This window comes from Herbaspirillum sp. 3R11 (assembly GCF_004563925.1).
Taxonomy (GTDB): domain Bacteria; phylum Pseudomonadota; class Gammaproteobacteria; order Burkholderiales; family Burkholderiaceae_D; genus Herbaspirillum.
In genome coordinates, this window is the sequence record NZ_SPNJ01000001.1 from 1735237 (window position 1) to 1751468 (window position 16232).

The following is a 16232-nucleotide window of genomic DNA, read 5'->3' on the forward strand; positions in this document are numbered from 1 at the left end:
AATCCGCGTAGCCTCCAGATTAACGCAGCGCAGCATTTTGTTTGAACATTATTGCGTGCTTGCCGTCTTCCTTGTGTGCGCTCGCACCCGGACACACACTCTTGACGGATCGACATGTTCAAAAAGCTGAACCGAATGTGGCTGAGCGGTCTTAAAAAGGCCGGCAAAGCGCAACAGAAACAAGCGGGCAAGGTGCTCAAGGCACTACTGGCCAAGCCGAAGACGAAACAGAAGACGAAGCGCGTCCCCTCTGCGGCGTCGCGCAAGTCGATATCGCCGCAGCCTTTCGCACATATCGAAACCGCACCCGGCGAATGGATCAGCTCATCCTGTGTCAGCGCCACCTTGCCAGCGCGTCGCATGCACTACCGCTTGTTCCTCCCGCCCGGCGCTCGCGGGCCTGCCGCATCCATTCCGCTGATCGTCATGTTGCATGGATGCGAACAGAATGCCATCGATTTCGCCGCCGGCACGCGCCTGAATCAGTTGGCGGCAGCCAAGGGCTACGCCGTGCTCTATCCGGAACAGTCGCTGCGCGCGCATCCCAATCGCTGCTGGAAATGGTATGACGCCGCCACCCAGCGAGGCGGCGGCGACATCGCGTTGATCGTGCAGATGATCGGCAAGATCGTCGCGGAACACGACATCGACCACCGTCGCATTTACGCCTGCGGCATCTCAGCCGGCGCGGCCATGGCGCAGATCCTGGCCCTGACCCATCCGCAACTGATCGCCGCCGTCGGCATGCATTCCGGGCCCGTGTTCGGCGTCAGTCGCAGCGCCGTCGGCGCCTACGGTGTGATGCAACATGGCAGTAGCCAAGCGTTGACGCCGATAGAAAAACTGCTGGCCAAGACGCCCGATTTTCCCGGCATGCCGGCGATCCTGATCACCGGGGACGACGACAAGATCGTGCGCCCGGTCAATCAACTGCAGGTGGCGGGACAATTCCTGCTGCTCAACCATGCAGCCGGCCTGCTGCCGTCACTGCCGGTGACGAAAGCCTTTGGCAGAACGTCGAAGCAATTCCCGCGCAAGAATACGATGACGATCCGCGATTTCGCGGCAGGCGCGAAAGTGCTGGTTCGCTCGGTGCACATCGCACGCCTCGGTCATGCCTGGAGCGGCGGCGACGAAGCCTTTCCTTTTAATGCCAAGGGGCCGGATGCCGGAAAGCTGATGCTGTCATTTTTTTCACGGCATCGGCGCAAACAATAAAAAGCCCGCAGGTGCGGGCTCTCTGAACGATACAAAGAAAGCTCAGGCGGAAGGCTCCGTAGCGTCCGGACGATTGCCATAGCGCTGCGCCAATATCGCGCACACCATCAACTGGATCTGGTGGAACAGCATCAGCGGCAGCAAGACCATGCCGACGGTCTGGCTGGCGAACAAGACCTTGGCCATCGGCACGCCGCTGGCGAGACTCTTTTTGGAGCCGCAGAAGACGATGGTGATTTCATCTTCCTTGTTGAAACCCAGACGGCGGCTGCCGAACGTCGTGATCGCCATGATGATCGCCAGCAGCAACGCGCTGATGACGATCAGGCTGACCAGCATGACCGGCGGCACCTGGCGCCACAATCCCTGATTGACCGCTTCGCTGAATGCCACGTACACGACGAGCAAGACGGAGCTCTGGTCCACCCAGCGCAGCCAGGACTTGTTGCGATCCATCCAGGCGCCGATCCACGGCCGCGCGATCTGGCCGGCCACGAACGGCAGCAGCAGCTGATAGACGATCTTCAGGATGGAATCCAGCGAGGAGTGTTCGGCGCTGTGCGCCACGATGATGACGCCGACCATCAGCGGCGTCAGGAAGATGCCCAGCAAATTGGAGGCCGACGCAGCGCAGATGGCCGCCGGCACATTGCCGCGCGCGACCGATGTGAAAGCAATCGAGGACTGCACCGTCGACGGCAACACGCACAGGAACAGGATGCCGAGGTACAGATCCGGCGTGATCACCAGCAGCAAGGCGGGCTTGAGAATCAGGCCGAGCAAGGGGAAGACGGCGAAGGTGCACAACAGCACCGTCACATGCAGACGCCAATGCACCATCCCGGCGATCACCGCTTCGCGCGACAACTTGGCGCCGTGCATGAAAAACAGCAGACCGATCATGAAGGTGGTCAGCCAGTCGAAGCCGACGGCGACCACGCCGGTACAGGGTAAAAAGCTGGCGGTAAGAACGACCGCAAACAGCATCAAGGTCAGATTGTCGGGAAGGAAACGGGGGCGCGCCATAGGAATCTTTGCAGGTTGGTTCCGGAAACAAGGTCCTGTCGGACCAAACCCGCTATTTTACGCGAGTCCTGCAAGGCGGCGGCACGACGAAAATCCGGTACGAACTACCAGATCCAGAACATCAGCAGCCACGCGTAGTTGACCAGCGCAAGCGCACCGATCACGGGCAGCATGGCGAGCACGCGACGCGGCAATGCTTCGGCGTGCTGGCCGATGACTTTCCAGGCCAGCAGCACGCTCCACAATGTCATGACCGTCAGCAAGGCGGCACGTACGTCGTTGGCCCAGTCGACCGGCCAGTGTTCCGCGCGCAGCAGGCTGATGGTGGTGGCCGACAAGCCGACGAACACGCCGCAGCCGGCCAGTGGAATGGCCGACTGCACCAGGTGATTGAAACGCGAACGGCTCCATGGTCCCAGCACCATATTGCTGAGTGCAAACAAGGCGGTCAGCGCGGTACCCAGCACGGCGGCGGTCGCCAGGATGTAAGACACCACGAGGCCGCCGTCGAGCCAGGAAAACACGTCGCTTTGTTGCGGATAGTTGGTCAGCAGCCACCATGGTGCATTGGTCGCGAACGGCCACATGATGTCGCGATCGATCAGCCAGGTGGCGATGAATTGCTTGGCTTCGACGAACCAGGGGCTGGCGCTCCAGTGGAAGGCGCCGATGGCGATGCCGAACAGGCCGTACAACACCAGCGAGCTTTCCCACAGGTTGTTGCTGGTGCGGCCGACTTTGACGATTTCGACGGTCGGCGCGCGCCATGTCAGTGCGATGGCGTCGCGATGGCCGCTGCAGCGACCGCACATATGGCAGTCGGACGCGCCCTTCATGTTGCGCAGGGGCACCAGCGGCGCACAATTGATCGCGATGGTTTTCTTGCCGTGGGTGTCGTAGGAAGCGCGCCAGGCGTCTTCGTTGACTTTGTAGTGGAATGGCGCCAGCTTGGCCAGCAGGCCGAACACGCCGTTGACCGGGCACAGGTATTTGCACCAGACGCGCTTTTCGCGGCCATACAGATAGCCGACGATCATGGCGCCGAGCGTCGAGCCGCCCAATACCAGCAGCACCGCTTTGGGATATTGGTAGACGCTGACCATCTGGCCGTAGATCGTGGTGAGCGCAAACGCGACGAAGGGCCAGCCGCCCCAGCGCATCCAGCGCGGGATTGCCCAGTTTCTGCCGAACTTGCTGGCAAACTCGGTCAAGGCGCCTTCGGGACAGAGCACGCCGCACCATACACGGCCCATCAGCACCATGCTCACCAATACGAACGGCCACCAGATGCCCCAGAAGCAGAACTGCGCAATCAGGGTCAGGTTGGACCAGATGTGCGCAGTTTCGTCCGGCAACGGCAGGAAAATGGGAACCAGGATGAGCACCGCGTACACCAGTACGACGATCCACTGAATACCGCGGATCAATGCGCCGTTGCGGCGCATCCAGTCACCCGTCCGCGCCAGACGGGTATTGGGAAGCGTACTGGTGCTCATATCGCCTTATGCTGCTTGCTTGTTAACTTGTGTGGATGTCGACTTGCCAAGCGCGGAGGATACCACAAGCCAATATATGACATAAATTGCAACACTCATCAGCGCCGGGCGGGCGCGATAGCCGGTCAACGTCGACACCAGGCTGCCTGCCGTACTCGAATCATCCAGCAACCAGCTGGTGTCCCAGACCGGCGCCGTCAGGGTCGAGACGAAGCCAAGCGAGGAGAACCAGTCGGAGCTTTCCAACAGCAGGTCCAGCAGCTTTTCAACCCCGGTCAACAACAAGCCGGCCGCCAGCAGCAACAGGATGATTTCGGTCACCTGGAAAAAACGGCGCCAGGAGAAAATCTTGCCGCCCAGCTGCAGCAGGTAGAAGGTCAGGAAGGCCAGTCCGAAACCGAGCACGCCGGCAAAAATCAGCGCGCCGCGGCTGGCGTCCTGCTCGCCCATGCCGATCCCGTAGAGGAACACGGCAGTTTCGCTGCCCTCGCGCGCAATCGCCAGCGCCACCAGCAGGAACACGCCCCACCAGTTGCCGGTTTCATAGTTCGCCTTCAGCGAGCTTTCCATGTCTTTCTTGAGCGTGCGACCGTGCTTGCGCATCCAGAACACCATTTGCACGATCAGCACTGCGGCGATCAACACCATGCCGATCTGGAAATAGGTCTGGGCGTCGCCCGACAGGAGTTCGCTGAAACCAAGCAAGGCGGCGCCCAATGCCAGCGCGGCCACAATGCCCGCCGCCACGCCGCCCCACAGATACGGCAGGCCGCGGCGTGCAGCCGCATCGCCGTTGTTCAGCCAGGCATAAAGAATCCCGACCACCAGCAAGGCCTCGACGCTTTCGCGCCAGACAATAAATAGCACCTGCCCCATTACATCCCTTTCAATTGCATATTGCCGATAACCACAATCACTTCTGTACGCCGTTTATTTGGCGACGATCGCGCCTTGCGGCATGTTCAGATGGAAGTCGTCAAAAAACTTGTACTCGCCCGGACGCAATGGTGCGATCACGACGAAGGATTGCGCGCCCGGCGCCAGGACTTTTTCCTTGCGCAGCTCCACGCTTTCGAATTCGGCGGCGGTTTTGCCGACGTTGTGGATCTCAATCTTGATACGCTGTCCGGCAGGGACTTCAATGCGCGCAGGATTGAACTTGCCGTCCGCCATTTCAAGCTTGAAGGTCAGCAGATCCGAAGCAAAGGCGGTGGCGGCAGACAGCGAGCAGGCCAGGCCGATCAAAGTCACCAAAATTCGTGAAGAGTGCGAAGGTGGCGAAGATTGCGAAGATTGCGTTTTACGCAAGGACATTCAGTACTCCCAAACTACATGGCCTTGCACGAGGCAAGGCCGGTCAATTCGGCATGCGCGATGAACTGCGCATGCGCTCTTACCAAACAGCTCAGTCGCTGCTTAGTAGCCGCCCTTCTTGCCGACGCCGGCGAAGGTGAAATCGTAAGTCAGTTCAAACGGCTTGAACCAGGCGCCGACACCGGTTTCCTTGTCGACGTGGCGACCGAAATGCGCGTGCGCGTTAGCCGACGGCGGCGAGATGGTCAGCTTCAGCTTGTACTTGCCCGGACCATCGAGCTTCACGTTGTCGCCGTAGTGCGGGCCGTCGCTGGCCACCATCGGCATCATGTCGCCCTTGATGACCTTGGTCGAACCGTTCTTGGTCAGTTCGAACTTGATGACCAGATAAGGCATCCAGTCGCCTTCGGCAAAGCCGTTCGGATTCTTGGCGACGGCACGGATATCGGCTTCCAGATGGACATCCGATTCTTCGGCCTTGCGCATCATGCCGTCCGGCTCCATCTTGATCGGTTGCAGGTAGACCGCGCTGACTTCCATGCCGTTCTGAATCTGTGGTTTGCCGATAGGATATTCGGCGGCGCTGGCAGCCGAGAAGGCTGCGAACATGGCGGCGGCTACTGCGAGTTTCTTGATACCGATCATATGATTTTTCTCCTACGCGTTAGATGATAATGATTACCATTAAAGTATAACATTATTATAGGAGCAGGTATAAGCGCCGGATCGGAAATTGACGAATGAGAAGAGTGCGATGGGAAGAGGACTAACTCGCCCGAAAAATCGACCGGGCAATAAAAAACCCGCACCTTGCGGCGCGGGTTAAATCTAATTCAGGGGATGAATTAGAGGGGGGAGTTCGTAAGATATACCCCGTCCCACCCCACATCTACCGCTATTACAAACTGTTACGGTTATTAACAAGTCTTCACTCGCTTCATCAGGAAGCTGATACCTCCCCACTTTCAGCGGAGCAATGTAGCGGTCATGCAATTGTCACAATAAACCGGCATCCCGTCGCTATCATGTCGACTTTACCCCCTGCTTCGCTACCCCTCCGGACTTCCCATCAAGATCATGTCCCTGACGCTTCCCGACATCGAACTGCTTTTCCGACGCCATGGCCATGCCCAGTACACCGGCGAGCCGGTGACGCAACTAGAACATGCCTTGCAAACCGCCACGCTGGCAGAACGTGAAAACGCATCACCCGCGCTGATCGCCGCCGCACTGTTGCACGACCTCGGCCACATGCTGGAAGACGCTGCCGCCGGCTACGACATCCATGACACGCCGACCGCCAACGGCATCGACGATCTGCATCAATACCGCATCCTGCCGTTCCTGCACGCCATCTTCGGCGAAGACGTGCTGGCGCCGATACGCTTGCACGTCGATGCCAAACGCTATCTGTGCGCGGTGGAGCCGGAGTACTTTTCGTCCCTGTCGGCGGACTCCGTGCGCAGCCTGCAACTGCAAGGCGGCGTCTTCGACCGGCAGCAGGCGGAAGACTTCATCGCCATGCCGCATGCAGTCGACGCCACCCGCTTGCGACGCTGGGACGATCTCGCCAAGACCGCCAATCTGGCGACACCGGACTACGCGCATTTCTCGCGCTACCTGACACTGTGCGCCCACGCCTGAATTTTTCACGAAACCGCAATGCCTGATTTTCTGCCGCCCGCCCCGCTGTTCACCAAATCCATCGACACCGTACAGCTGCTGGAATTCAGCGCGTTCATCGAAGAGCTCTGCACCATCAGCGGCGCCATCATCCGCAGCCATTACCTCAGCGGCGTCGCGGTCGAATCCAAGTCCGACCAATCCCCCGTCACCGCCGCCGACCGCGACACCGAACAAGCCTTGCGCGCCGCCATCATGGCGCGCCATCCGCATCACGGCATCATCGGCGAAGAGCACGGCGCCCATCAGGAAGACGCAGACTACTGTTGGGTGCTCGATCCCATTGACGGCACCAAGGCCTTCGTCTCCAACTGTTATATTTTTGGCACGCTGATTTCGCTGATGCACCAGGGTCGTCCGATCATCGGCGCACTGCACAGCCCGTTGATGGAACACCTGCTGATCGGCACCGCCAACGGCGCCACGCTCAACGGCAAACCGGTCGGCATGCGCGCTTGCACCAACGTCGGCGACGCCATGCTGCTGGCCACCGATCACTGGGACATCTTCACGCACCACAACGGCCCCGCCTTTGAAAAACTCTCGCGCGAAGCACGCCTGTATCGCGGCTGGGGCGATTGCCATGGCTACTTCCAGCTGGCCACCGGCGGCGCCGACATCATGCTCGATCCGGTCCTGAAAATCTGGGACATCATGGCCATCGTCCCCATCATCGAAGGCGCCGGCGGCCGCATCACCGACTGGCAAGGCAACAGCCCTCTGGGCGCCTCTGCGATCGTCGCCAGCGCAGGCGGCGTGCACGATGCGGTGATTCGCGCACTCAATCCGTCAACATGACAAAGCGGAAACTTTTCTCCCGTTTTTGATATTGCTTTCCCGTTATTTTTCATTATTCCGGATCACTCTCCGGTGCTAGCATCCTCGGCAATCCAATATCGTCGGCGCAGCCTTCAGGCCAGATGCCGGCACAAAATAACGAGAGACGCATGAAGAACTGGAAAGTCGGGACGCGCTTCGCCGCGGGCTTCGGGGTGGTGTTGCTGATGATGGCGATCGTCGCGGCAATGGGCATCTGGCGCCTGCAGTCGGTGGCCGAGGCGACCAACGCCATGATGCAGATGCCGCTGGCAAAGGAGCGCCTGATCAGCGACTGGTATTCGAATATTTCCACCTCGATCACACGCACCACCGCGATTGCGCGCAGCACCGACCTCAGCCTCGCCGGCTATTTTGAAACGGCCACCAGCGACGCCGCCAAGAACGCCGCCGCGCTTCAAGCCAAAGTGCAGCGTCTGCTGAGTACGCCCGAAGAACAGAAACTGTTCGCCGACATCGACGCCAATCGCAAGGCTTATCACGAAGCCGGCGACAGCATCCTGGCGCTACGCGCCGAAGGCAAGCTGTTCCAGGCCAAGAACGCCTTCGAGAAAAACTACCTGCCGAGCGCAGCGCGCTACCAGGCCTCGGTCGACAAACTGCTGCGCCTGCAACGTCAAGGTATCGACGGCGTCGCCGGCAGCATCGACGCCACCTATCGTTCCAGCCGCCTGGTGCTGCTGGCGTTGAGCGCCGCTGCCGTGCTGTTCGGCATTGCCGCAGCCATCGTGCTCACGCGCAGCCTGCTGCGCCAGCTCGGCGGCGAACCGGCGTATGCGGTGCGCGTCGCCGACCGCATCGCGGCAGGCGACCTGACGGAAACGATCCGCCTCGCCGACAATGACGAAAACAGCCTCATGCATGCGATGAAAACCATGCAGGGCAATCTTGCCCGCTCCGTCGATCATATCAAGCAATCGGCCGAAACCATCGGCACCGCGTCGAAGGAAATTTCCGTCGGCAATCTCAACCTGTCGTCGCGTACCGAGCGCCAGGCCGGCTCGCTGCAAGAGACTGCCTCGGTCATGCAGCAGCTGACCTCGGCCGTGAAGAAAAACGCCGAAAGCGCCCTGCACGCCAACCAGCTCGCCGCGTCCGCCTCACAGGTGGCCATCGCCGGCGGCAACGCCGTCAATCAGATGGTCGGAACCATGGCGACCATCAATGAATCGTCGCGCAAGATCGTCGACATCATTTCGGTCATCAACGGCATTGCGTTCCAGACCAATATCCTGGCGTTGAACGCTGCAGTGGAAGCTGCGCGTGCCGGTGAACAGGGTCGCGGCTTTGCGGTGGTCGCGACCGAAGTGCGCGCACTGGCGCAACGCTCGGCCGGCGCAGCAAAAGAGATCAAGAGCCTGATCGATGATTCGGTCGGCAAGATCGTGTCGGGCAGGACATTGGTGGAGGAAGCCGGCGCCACCATCGGCCAGGTGGTCGACAGCATCAGGACGCTCAGCGATTTCGTCGCCGACATCAGCAACGCCAGCCTGGAACAGAGCACCGGCATCGAGCAGGTCAACCAGGCCATCATGCAGATGGACGACGTCACGCAGCACAACGCCGCGCTGGTGGAAGAAGCCACGGCGGCGGCCCAATCGCTGCTGGATCAGGCCGGCTCGCTGGCGACCGTCGTAAATACCTTCAAACTGTCACCGTCGCGCGAACTGGTGTTGGACGCATAAGTTTGCGTAAGTGCAGAGGCGCGGCTTACAACGGATTCTGATCAATCCATTCAGCTGAAAAATCGAGGATATAGGCGACGGCGTCGTCTTCATTCGGGAATTCCGTGGTCGGCAGTTCGCGCACGTAGCGGACTTCACCGCTTTCATCGTAGCCTGCGCGGATGACGAAGCAGGCGGCGTATTGGCCGTTGTCCTGCAGCGCCACTTGCGGATAGACGGCTTGTCCCTTGTAGGGAAATTTGCTGGTTGCGCTCATGAATGCTCCACGGTCTGGAAGTCTGGAATAGGTCAAAAACAAAAGGGCCCGTCTTTCGACGGACCCTTTTCATTTTGGTGCGGCTGGCAGGAATCGAACCCACGACCCCTTGGTTCGTAGCCAAGTACTCTATCCAGCTGAGCTACAGCCGCAAGAGGCGCGATTATATAGGGATTTTCAAATAGTGCAACAGTTTTTGAACGATGACAATCCCGCCGCGATCAAAACGGCTTCGCCACCACCATCAATGCAATGATCAGAACCGCTGCAATCGTCAGCGCGCCGGAGTTTTTCAGCAGCGTCGACGCTTCCTGCCCGGGCGCATCCGCCAGGCGGCGTAGGTAGCCGGACTGGATGCCGTGCAGCGCCGACAGCAGCAACACGAACACCAGCTTCACCACCAGCCAGCCCGCCGTATGCCAGCCGCCGAAATACACCAGCGCCACGCCGAGCACCCACGCCAGCCCCAGCGCCGGCGACGTCACCCGCTGGTCCCAGCGGCGCACCGCTTGCAGCAAGCGCAACTCGGCGGCAGAACGTTCCAATGAGGCCTTCTGCAACGTTTGCAGCACCAGTGCCATGATCAGCATGCCGCCGATCCAGGTCACGATGGCGGCGACGTGAAATGCCTTGATCCAGAGATACATCAATGTAGAGCTCCCTTAAAAAGATTGATCCGCGGCGAAGGTTTGAAGGTGAGGATTGGATGAGGCACATTTTGCACCAAGCCAGTCGCCATTTAAAAACTTGAACATCAAAAGCGACAGGATTTGACGTCAGTTACGAAGAGGGTAATCCAAGCGGAATCCGGGCTTTGTACTCGTCGGAATTGGATCGGCCGAAACGGCGAATTGAAGAAAAGCAGACTTTTGTGAAGCAGAAAAGACAAAAGGGCCCATCTTGCGATGGACCCTTTATATCTGGTGCGGCTGGCAGGAATCGAACCCACGACCCCTTGGTTCGTAGCCAAGTACTCTATCCAGCTGAGCTACAGCCGCGAAAGACGAGATTATAGCACCGCTTTTGGGCGAAATGGAAGCCTTTGCGCCAAAAATCTTCCATGCCGCGCCCGTACTCGCTTGCAGACTCATTAATCGCCGTTTTATGGCCTTCCCAATAGCAATATCTCCTGATTTTTGCTTCATCTGCCTTATGATTGCCGCTTGATTCCCTGCTCCTTCCCATTTACTGCACCATGAGCGACACTTCTGCCGCCCGCCCGGACCCGACCGCCGAACGCATCAAGGAAATCGAACGCCGGCGCATCGCCAAAGACCTGCACGACGAACTCGGCAGTCATCTGACCGCGATCAAGATGGCGCTGGCCCAGCTCGGCGGCCAACTGCCCCCTGACAACGACGCCCTTCTCGACCAGGCGCATCATGCCGACGACCTGATTGACGGCGCCCTTGATGCCATGCACGACATCATCGACGACTTGCATCCGGCGGTGCTCGATCTTGGCCTGCAGGCGGCGCTGGAGTGGCTGTCGCGCAGTTTTGCGCGCCAGACCGGCGTGCCGCATCACCTGCATGTCAATGTCCCTGAAGACGAGTTGCCGCCGACGCTGCTCGATGCGTTCCAGAGCGTCAGCCTGTACCGGATCGCGCGCGAAGCGCTGCACAACGCCGGTCGTCATGCCGCTGCGCGCAACGTCGACATCTCGCTGCGCCATGACGGCAAGTTGCTGACGCTGATCATCGCCGATGACGGCGTCGGTTTGCCACGGGATGCCGACGCACGGCCGCACTCATCGGGACTGCGCGGCATGCGTGAACGTGCGGCATTGCTCGGCGCGACGCTGGATCTGTCGCCCGCCGATGACGGCGGCACGCAACTGCGGCTGACGCTTCCTGCCCTATCCTGCGCTAACCTTATAAAATAGCGCCACGTTCAGCCCGGAGACAGACAGCAACCCATGCCAATCACGAAAAAGAACAGTTCTGCCATCAAAGTGGCGATCGCCGATGATCACGCGATCGTGCGCGAAGGCCTTCGGCAGATCTGCAGCGGCACCAAGGACATCATTGTCGTCGGCAATGCCGAGAACGGACTGGAAACCATCAAACTGGCACGCTTGGGCAACTGCGACGTGCTGCTGCTCGACATCATCCTGCCGGATCGCACCGGCATTGACGTGCTCAAACAGATCAAGAAGGAAATCCCCAAGCTGCCGGTGCTGATGCTGTCCATCCATCGCGAAGACCAGTACGCCATCCGTGCGCTCAAGGCCGGCGCAGCGGGCTTCCTCAACAAGCAGGCGGCGCCGGCCGAACTGATCAACGCGATCCGCCAGGTCGCCGCCGGCCGCAAGTACATCAGCGCATCGCTGGCGCAGGAACTGGCCAATCAGATCGGCTTTGATCACGAAACCCCACTGCACGAAACGCTATCCGACCGCGAATACCAGACCATGGTGATGATCGCGTCCGGCAAGGCGGTGAGCGACATCGCGGCCGAGTTATTGCTCTCGGTCAAAACCATCAGCATGTATCGCTCGCGCGTCCTGGCCAAAATGAAATTGCGCCACAACGCTGAGCTCACGCACTATGCGCTGAAAAACAACTTAGTCGAATAAATGCGCAACCGGCCCGCCGGTGTAAACCGCCAGACGGTAAAATGCGTTAAAAGACAGGTCTCGTCCTACGCGTTGTAATGTCGTAAAGAAATAACCAGTAAAACGACATGCAACCGCGCTACACAGGTACAGAACGCCAGGGCGCCAGGATGTTATCCCGACATCATCCGGCGGGGAGCCATGAGACTTTGTCGCAATCCGTTTGAATAAGAAGCCGTCCATCAGGCATGTCAAAAAAGCCAGCTCAAAGTCCCGTCGATATCGCGCGAGAAGCCTTCCAGCAACTCGCCACACGCCGCATTGCCCCAACCCCTGACGCCTATCGCGAGGCCTACGAAGAAATCGTCGGCACCAAGAGCGACCTGAAGCCGGAAGGCGTTCTCACCGCTTTCGCCCAGCACCTGACGCAGCAGCCGGGCGACATCGGCAAGCTCGGCCTGCGCCTGACGATGGCGATCAACGGCAGCGACTGGAAGGACTACAACGACGAGCTGGACAATTTTGTCGAGCAATATTTTCCTTCACGCAACCTGGTCCCGCACGGGCAACTCGTGCCGATTGATCTGGAGCGCGAATTCATCCGCGACAGCAAGAAGGAAAAAATGCTGCGCGAAGTGCTGGCGCGCGTGCTGATTTTCAATATGGCCTCGCTGCTGATTGAAGCGCCGGAGCTGGCGAATGAATCGAAATCGATTGGCGTTGATCTCAAGACTGCGTTCTCCGAGCAGGCCATGAACGAAGTCATCGGGCGGCTCAAGCAGATGAGCTTCCAGATTGAGCTCAAGAGCGAAGACATTGCCCTGCAGCAGGAATTGCTGATGCGCCTGTTCCAGCTGCTGCTGGAAAACATCCACGGCCTGCTGGAAAAAGGTTCGTGGCTGAGCAGCCAGATCACCGCCGTGCAGGATCTGATCAACGGCCCGATCAGCAAGACCTCGCTGGCCGACGCCACCAAAACGTTGAAGGAAGTCATCTTCAAGCAGGGCCTGCTCAAGAACACGCTGAGCGAAGAAAAGGTCACCGCCAAGAACATGATGCTGACCTTCGTCGATCGCCTCAGCGCGATGGTGTCGACGACCGACAATTATCACAAGACCATCGCCACTTTTTCGCAGCAGATCAGCCAGGCCTCCGACATCAGCGACCTCAATTCGGTGCTCAACGGCATCATGAACGCAACCAAAGATGCCCAGGACGAAGCGCTGCGCGCTCGCGATGAAATGATCAATGCGCGCCAGGAAATGCAAAAGGCAGAAGCGCGCATCACCGCCCTGGAGTCGCAACTGGTGCACATGGGCGAACTGGTGCGTGAAGACCAGCTGACCGGCAGCCTCAACCGCCGCGGCATGGATGAGTCGCTGGAGCGCGAAATCATCAACGCCGATCGCCTCGGCGCGCCGCTGTGCATCGCCCTGCTCGACCTCGACGATTTCAAGCGCATCAACGACACACACGGTCACGCCACCGGCGACGAAGTGCTGGTGCATCTGGTAAGCGTGGTCAAGGAAACCCTGCGCAAACTGGACGTGATTGCGCGTTTCGGCGGAGAAGAATTTTTGGTATTGTTGCCGGAAACCGAGCCGGCCGAGGCGATGCAGATCATCACCCGCGTGCAGCGCGAACTGACCAAGCGCATTTTCATGCACAACAGCCAGCGTCTGCTGATCACCTTCAGCGGCGGCGTCGCCTATCGCGCCCCGGGCGAAACCCAGGCGGACCTGATCAAGCGCGCCGACGTGGCGCTGTACAAGGCCAAGAACGCCGGCAAGAATCGCGTGATCCTGGCTGACTGATACTCACGATGCCGGCGGCGTCGCCTGCCGCCAGGCGCGCCATCCGGCGATCGCCAGCAGCACGAACAATCCATACAAAATAGCGGTCAGCGTCAGGTGCTTGTAGAGATACAGGCCGACGTAGAGCACGTCGACCGCAATCCAGACCAGCCAGTTTTCAATCTTCTTGCGCGACAGCAGGAACTGCCCTACCAGGCTGCCCGCCGTCAGGAAGCCGTCCATGTGCGGCACGTCGGTATCGGTGAAATGACGCAGGAACACCGACAGCACGGCGAAGCCGGCCAGCCATGCCAGCGCCGACCACAGCACGCCACGGCGCGACAGTGTCGACGTCTGTAGCGGCAGATGCTGCTCGCCGCCACGCAGCCACTGATACCAGCCCCACACCGACACAGCGACGAACACGCATTGCAGGCCGGCGTCGCCGTACAGTCGCGCCTCGACGAACACGACGCCGTACAAGGCAGAAGACAGGATGGAAAACAGCCAGGCCCGGTGATTCTGGCGGATATTGAGGGCGACCGTGACGATCGCCAGCAGGAAAGAGAGCAGCTCAAGCGGCGTCGTGACGAGACCGGCGAAACCGAACAGCGGCAGGCTGTCGTTAAGAGACATGGCGAACCGGCCCTAGCGTGAAACGGAGGAAGGTCGGGATTGGGATGGCGCAGGCGCCGCAGAAGATGGCACGGGTGCCGATGGCATTGGCTGTTGCGGCGTCCTGGAGACAGCGGCGGCATTGCCGTCGAGCACCTGGATGAAGACTTCGTTCTGCTTGATCATGCCGAGCTCATAGCGTGCACGTTCCTCAACCGAACCAGTGCCCTGCTTGAGGTCTTCCACTTCGGATTCGAGCTTGGCGTTGCGCGCCTTGAGTTCGTCATTCTTCTTCTGCGCCTGCTGGACCTGTTTGTCGAGGTCCCATACCCGCAGCCATCCGCCTTTGCCCAGCCAAAGCGGATACTGGATCAGCACCAAAAGTGCTGTGAGGCAGAGGATGATCAGGCGCATCGGAAGAATGCCGGGTGATTGTCCGGCAGGCGAATGCTGCCGGACATCTTGCTTACTTCAGATTGTAGAAAGCCGAACGGCCAGGATAGCTGGCGATATCGCCGAGGTCTTCCTCGATACGCAGCAACTGGTTGTACTTGGCCATGCGGTCCGAACGCGACATCGAGCCGGTCTTGATCTGCAACGCGTTGGTGCCAACGGCGATGTCGGCGATGGTCGAGTCTTCGGTTTCGCCCGAACGATGCGAAATCACGGCGGTATAACCGGCGCGCTTGGCCATTTCGATGGCGGCGAACGTTTCGGTCAGGGTGCCGATCTGGTTGATCTTGATCAGGATCGAGTTGGCGATGTTCTTCTCGATGCCTTCTTTCAGGATCTTGGTATTGGTGACGAACAGATCGTCGCCGACCAATTGCACTTTCTTGCCCAGCGTCTCGGTCAGCAGCTTCCAGCCGGCCCAGTCGTTTTCGGCCATGCCGTCTTCGATGCTGATGATCGGGTACTTGTCGCACCACGACGCCAGCAAGCCGGTTTTCTGGGCCGAAGTCAGCACCATGTTCTCGCCTGCCAGGTGATAGTTGCCGTCCTTGTAGTACTCGGTAGCGGCGCAATCCAGACCCAGGGCGATCTGCGTGCCCGGCTCGTAGCCGGCTTCTTCGATCGCTTGCAGGATCAATTGGATCGCTGCTTCGTGGCTGGCCACGTTTGGTGCGAAACCACCTTCGTCGCCAACCGATGTTGCCAGGCCCTTGGCGTGCAGGATCTTCTTCAGCGTGTGGAACACTTCGGCGCCGTAGCGGATCGCTTCACGGAAGCTCGGTGCGCCGACCGGAATGATCATGAATTCTTGCAGATCGAGATTATTGTCTGCGTGCATGCCGCCATTGATCACGTTCATCATCGGCACCGGCATCTGCATCGAACCGCTGCCGCCGAAATAACGGTACAGCGGCAGGCCGGCTTCTTCAGCCGCCGCCTTGGCGACTGCCATCGACACGGCCAGCGTGGCGTTGGCGCCCAGGCGCGCCTTGTTTTCAGTGCCGTCGAGATCGATCAGCGTGCGGTCCAGGAAAGCCTGTTCGTTGGCATCCAGACCCATGATCGCTTCGGAGATCTCGGTGTTGATATTTTCGCAGGCTTGCAACACGCCCTTGCCGAAATAGCGGCTCTTGTCGCCGTCGCGCAGTTCGATTGCTTCGCGCGAACCGGTAGAGGCGCCGGACGGCACTGCCGCACGACCCAATACGCCGGACTCCAGCAGGACATCGCATTCGACAGTAGGATTGCCGCGCGAGTCGATAATTTCACGGCCGATAATATCAACGATTGCACTCATTC

At 59.6% G+C, this 16232-nt stretch carries 17 protein-coding genes and 2 tRNA genes; 7 read left to right on the top strand and 12 right to left on the bottom strand.

What is annotated here, in order from left to right; genetic code table 11:
• The first annotated feature begins 114 nt into the window (after positions 1-114).
• Positions 115-1218 (top strand): PHB depolymerase family esterase, encoded by a 1104-nt coding sequence (locus E4P32_RS07965; protein WP_116432472.1) that lies wholly within the window; start codon positions 115-117, stop codon positions 1216-1218.
• A 42-nt stretch (positions 1219-1260) separates the two neighbouring features.
• On the opposite strand, the gene E4P32_RS07970 is transcribed toward E4P32_RS07965, so the two are convergent.
• The 5 genes from E4P32_RS07970 to E4P32_RS07990 all read right to left on the bottom strand — a co-directional run bounded on the left by E4P32_RS07970 (position 1261) and on the right by E4P32_RS07990 (position 5699).
• Positions 1261-2244 carry a bile acid:sodium symporter family protein gene (locus E4P32_RS07970; protein ID WP_116432471.1) on the bottom strand — a complete coding sequence of 328 codons (984 nt, stop codon included), beginning with the start codon at positions 2242-2244 and terminating at the stop codon, positions 1261-1263.
• Positions 2245-2348: 104 nt separating this feature from the next.
• A complete protein-coding gene (locus tag E4P32_RS07975; RefSeq protein ID WP_116433839.1) occupies positions 2349-3689 on the bottom strand; it encodes a 4Fe-4S binding protein in 1341 nt (446 codons plus the stop codon).
• Between the two features lie 57 nt (positions 3690-3746).
• The gene (locus tag E4P32_RS07980; RefSeq protein WP_116432470.1) at positions 3747-4616 is read right to left on the bottom strand and encodes an FTR1 family protein; all 870 of its coding nucleotides are present in this window, start codon (positions 4614-4616) and stop codon (positions 3747-3749) included.
• A gap of 54 nt (positions 4617-4670) precedes the next feature.
• Positions 4671-4985, bottom strand: a complete 315-nt coding sequence (locus E4P32_RS07985; protein WP_199525597.1) for a cupredoxin domain-containing protein — start codon at positions 4983-4985, stop codon at positions 4671-4673.
• 171 nt (positions 4986-5156) lie between these two features.
• Positions 5157-5699 (bottom strand): iron transporter, encoded by a 543-nt coding sequence (locus E4P32_RS07990; protein ID WP_116432469.1) that lies wholly within the window; start codon positions 5697-5699, stop codon positions 5157-5159.
• Between the two features lie 432 nt (positions 5700-6131).
• On the opposite strand from E4P32_RS07990, the gene E4P32_RS07995 reads away from it, so the two are divergent.
• From E4P32_RS07995 to E4P32_RS08005, 3 genes are all read left to right on the top strand, one after another.
• The gene (locus E4P32_RS07995; protein ID WP_116432468.1) at positions 6132-6698 is read left to right on the top strand and encodes a phosphonate degradation HD-domain oxygenase; all 567 of its coding nucleotides are present in this window, start codon (positions 6132-6134) and stop codon (positions 6696-6698) included.
• An 18-nt stretch (positions 6699-6716) separates the two neighbouring features.
• The gene (locus E4P32_RS08000) at positions 6717-7535 is read left to right on the top strand and encodes an inositol monophosphatase family protein (protein WP_116432467.1); all 819 of its coding nucleotides are present in this window, start codon (positions 6717-6719) and stop codon (positions 7533-7535) included.
• 149 nt (positions 7536-7684) lie between these two features.
• Positions 7685-9259: a methyl-accepting chemotaxis protein gene (locus E4P32_RS08005; protein WP_116432466.1), complete on the top strand. Its 1575-nt coding sequence runs from the start codon at positions 7685-7687 to the stop codon at positions 9257-9259.
• Positions 9260-9284: 25 nt separating this feature from the next.
• Here the strand turns inward: E4P32_RS08005 and E4P32_RS08010 are convergent, their stop codons facing one another.
• From E4P32_RS08010 to E4P32_RS08025, 4 genes are all read right to left on the bottom strand, one after another.
• The gene (locus tag E4P32_RS08010) at positions 9285-9515 is read right to left on the bottom strand and encodes a hypothetical protein (RefSeq protein WP_116432465.1); all 231 of its coding nucleotides are present in this window, start codon (positions 9513-9515) and stop codon (positions 9285-9287) included.
• 75 nt (positions 9516-9590) lie between these two features.
• Positions 9591-9667, bottom strand: a tRNA-Arg gene (locus E4P32_RS08015).
• Positions 9668-9736: 69 nt separating this feature from the next.
• A complete protein-coding gene (locus E4P32_RS08020) occupies positions 9737-10162 on the bottom strand; it encodes a CopD family protein (protein ID WP_116432464.1) in 426 nt (141 codons plus the stop codon).
• A 274-nt stretch (positions 10163-10436) separates the two neighbouring features.
• Positions 10437-10513, bottom strand: a tRNA-Arg gene (locus tag E4P32_RS08025).
• Between the two features lie 197 nt (positions 10514-10710).
• On the opposite strand from E4P32_RS08025, the gene E4P32_RS08030 reads away from it, so the two are divergent.
• The 3 genes from E4P32_RS08030 to E4P32_RS08040 all read left to right on the top strand — a co-directional run bounded on the left by E4P32_RS08030 (position 10711) and on the right by E4P32_RS08040 (position 13886).
• Positions 10711-11400, top strand: coding sequence for a sensor histidine kinase (locus tag E4P32_RS08030; protein ID WP_116432463.1), 690 nt, complete (start codon positions 10711-10713; stop codon positions 11398-11400).
• 39 nt (positions 11401-11439) lie between these two features.
• Positions 11440-12093: a response regulator transcription factor gene (locus E4P32_RS08035; protein WP_116433837.1), complete on the top strand. Its 654-nt coding sequence runs from the start codon at positions 11440-11442 to the stop codon at positions 12091-12093.
• 227 nt (positions 12094-12320) lie between these two features.
• On the top strand, positions 12321-13886 hold the full coding sequence (locus E4P32_RS08040) for a GGDEF domain-containing protein (RefSeq protein ID WP_116432462.1): 1566 nt from the start codon (positions 12321-12323) through the stop codon (positions 13884-13886).
• Between the two features lie 3 nt (positions 13887-13889).
• Here E4P32_RS08040 and pnuC read toward each other — a convergent pair whose 3' ends face one another.
• From pnuC to eno, 3 genes are read right to left on the bottom strand one after another with little or no spacing between them, the layout of a single operon-like run.
• Positions 13890-14501, bottom strand: a complete 612-nt coding sequence (pnuC, locus tag E4P32_RS08045) for a nicotinamide riboside transporter PnuC (protein WP_116432461.1) — start codon at positions 14499-14501, stop codon at positions 13890-13892.
• Positions 14502-14513: 12 nt separating this feature from the next.
• The gene (gene ftsB / locus E4P32_RS08050; RefSeq protein ID WP_116432460.1) at positions 14514-14894 is read right to left on the bottom strand and encodes a cell division protein FtsB; all 381 of its coding nucleotides are present in this window, start codon (positions 14892-14894) and stop codon (positions 14514-14516) included.
• Positions 14895-14946: 52 nt separating this feature from the next.
• A complete protein-coding gene (gene eno / locus E4P32_RS08055) occupies positions 14947-16230 on the bottom strand; it encodes a phosphopyruvate hydratase (RefSeq protein WP_116432459.1) in 1284 nt (427 codons plus the stop codon).
• Positions 16231-16232 lie beyond the last annotated feature (2 nt).

Excerpts from the sequence above, each read along its gene's own strand:
- E4P32_RS07965 (WP_116432472.1), top strand. The coding sequence starts at position 115 with ATGTTCAAAAAGCTGAACCGAATGTGGCTGAGCGGTCTTAAAAAGGCC.
- E4P32_RS07970 (WP_116432471.1), bottom strand. The coding sequence starts at position 2,244 with ATGGCGCGCCCCCGTTTCCTTCCCGACAATCTGACCTTGATGCTGTTT.
- E4P32_RS07975 (WP_116433839.1), bottom strand. The coding sequence starts at position 3,689 with ATGCGCCGCAACGGCGCATTGATCCGCGGTATTCAGTGGATCGTCGTA.
- E4P32_RS07980 (WP_116432470.1), bottom strand. The coding sequence starts at position 4,616 with ATGGGGCAGGTGCTATTTATTGTCTGGCGCGAAAGCGTCGAGGCCTTG.
- E4P32_RS07990 (WP_116432469.1), bottom strand. The coding sequence starts at position 5,699 with ATGATCGGTATCAAGAAACTCGCAGTAGCCGCCGCCATGTTCGCAGCC.
- E4P32_RS07995 (WP_116432468.1), top strand. The coding sequence starts at position 6,132 with ATGTCCCTGACGCTTCCCGACATCGAACTGCTTTTCCGACGCCATGGC.
- E4P32_RS08000 (WP_116432467.1), top strand. The coding sequence starts at position 6,717 with ATGCCTGATTTTCTGCCGCCCGCCCCGCTGTTCACCAAATCCATCGAC.
- E4P32_RS08005 (WP_116432466.1), top strand. The coding sequence starts at position 7,685 with ATGAAGAACTGGAAAGTCGGGACGCGCTTCGCCGCGGGCTTCGGGGTG.
- E4P32_RS08010 (WP_116432465.1), bottom strand. The coding sequence starts at position 9,515 with ATGAGCGCAACCAGCAAATTTCCCTACAAGGGACAAGCCGTCTATCCG.
- E4P32_RS08020 (WP_116432464.1), bottom strand. The coding sequence starts at position 10,162 with ATGTATCTCTGGATCAAGGCATTTCACGTCGCCGCCATCGTGACCTGG.
- E4P32_RS08030 (WP_116432463.1), top strand. The coding sequence starts at position 10,711 with ATGAGCGACACTTCTGCCGCCCGCCCGGACCCGACCGCCGAACGCATC.
- E4P32_RS08040 (WP_116432462.1), top strand. The coding sequence starts at position 12,321 with ATGTCAAAAAAGCCAGCTCAAAGTCCCGTCGATATCGCGCGAGAAGCC.
- pnuC (WP_116432461.1), bottom strand. The coding sequence starts at position 14,501 with ATGTCTCTTAACGACAGCCTGCCGCTGTTCGGTTTCGCCGGTCTCGTC.
- ftsB (WP_116432460.1), bottom strand. The coding sequence starts at position 14,894 with ATGCGCCTGATCATCCTCTGCCTCACAGCACTTTTGGTGCTGATCCAG.
- eno (WP_116432459.1), bottom strand. The coding sequence starts at position 16,230 with ATGAGTGCAATCGTTGATATTATCGGCCGTGAAATTATCGACTCGCGC.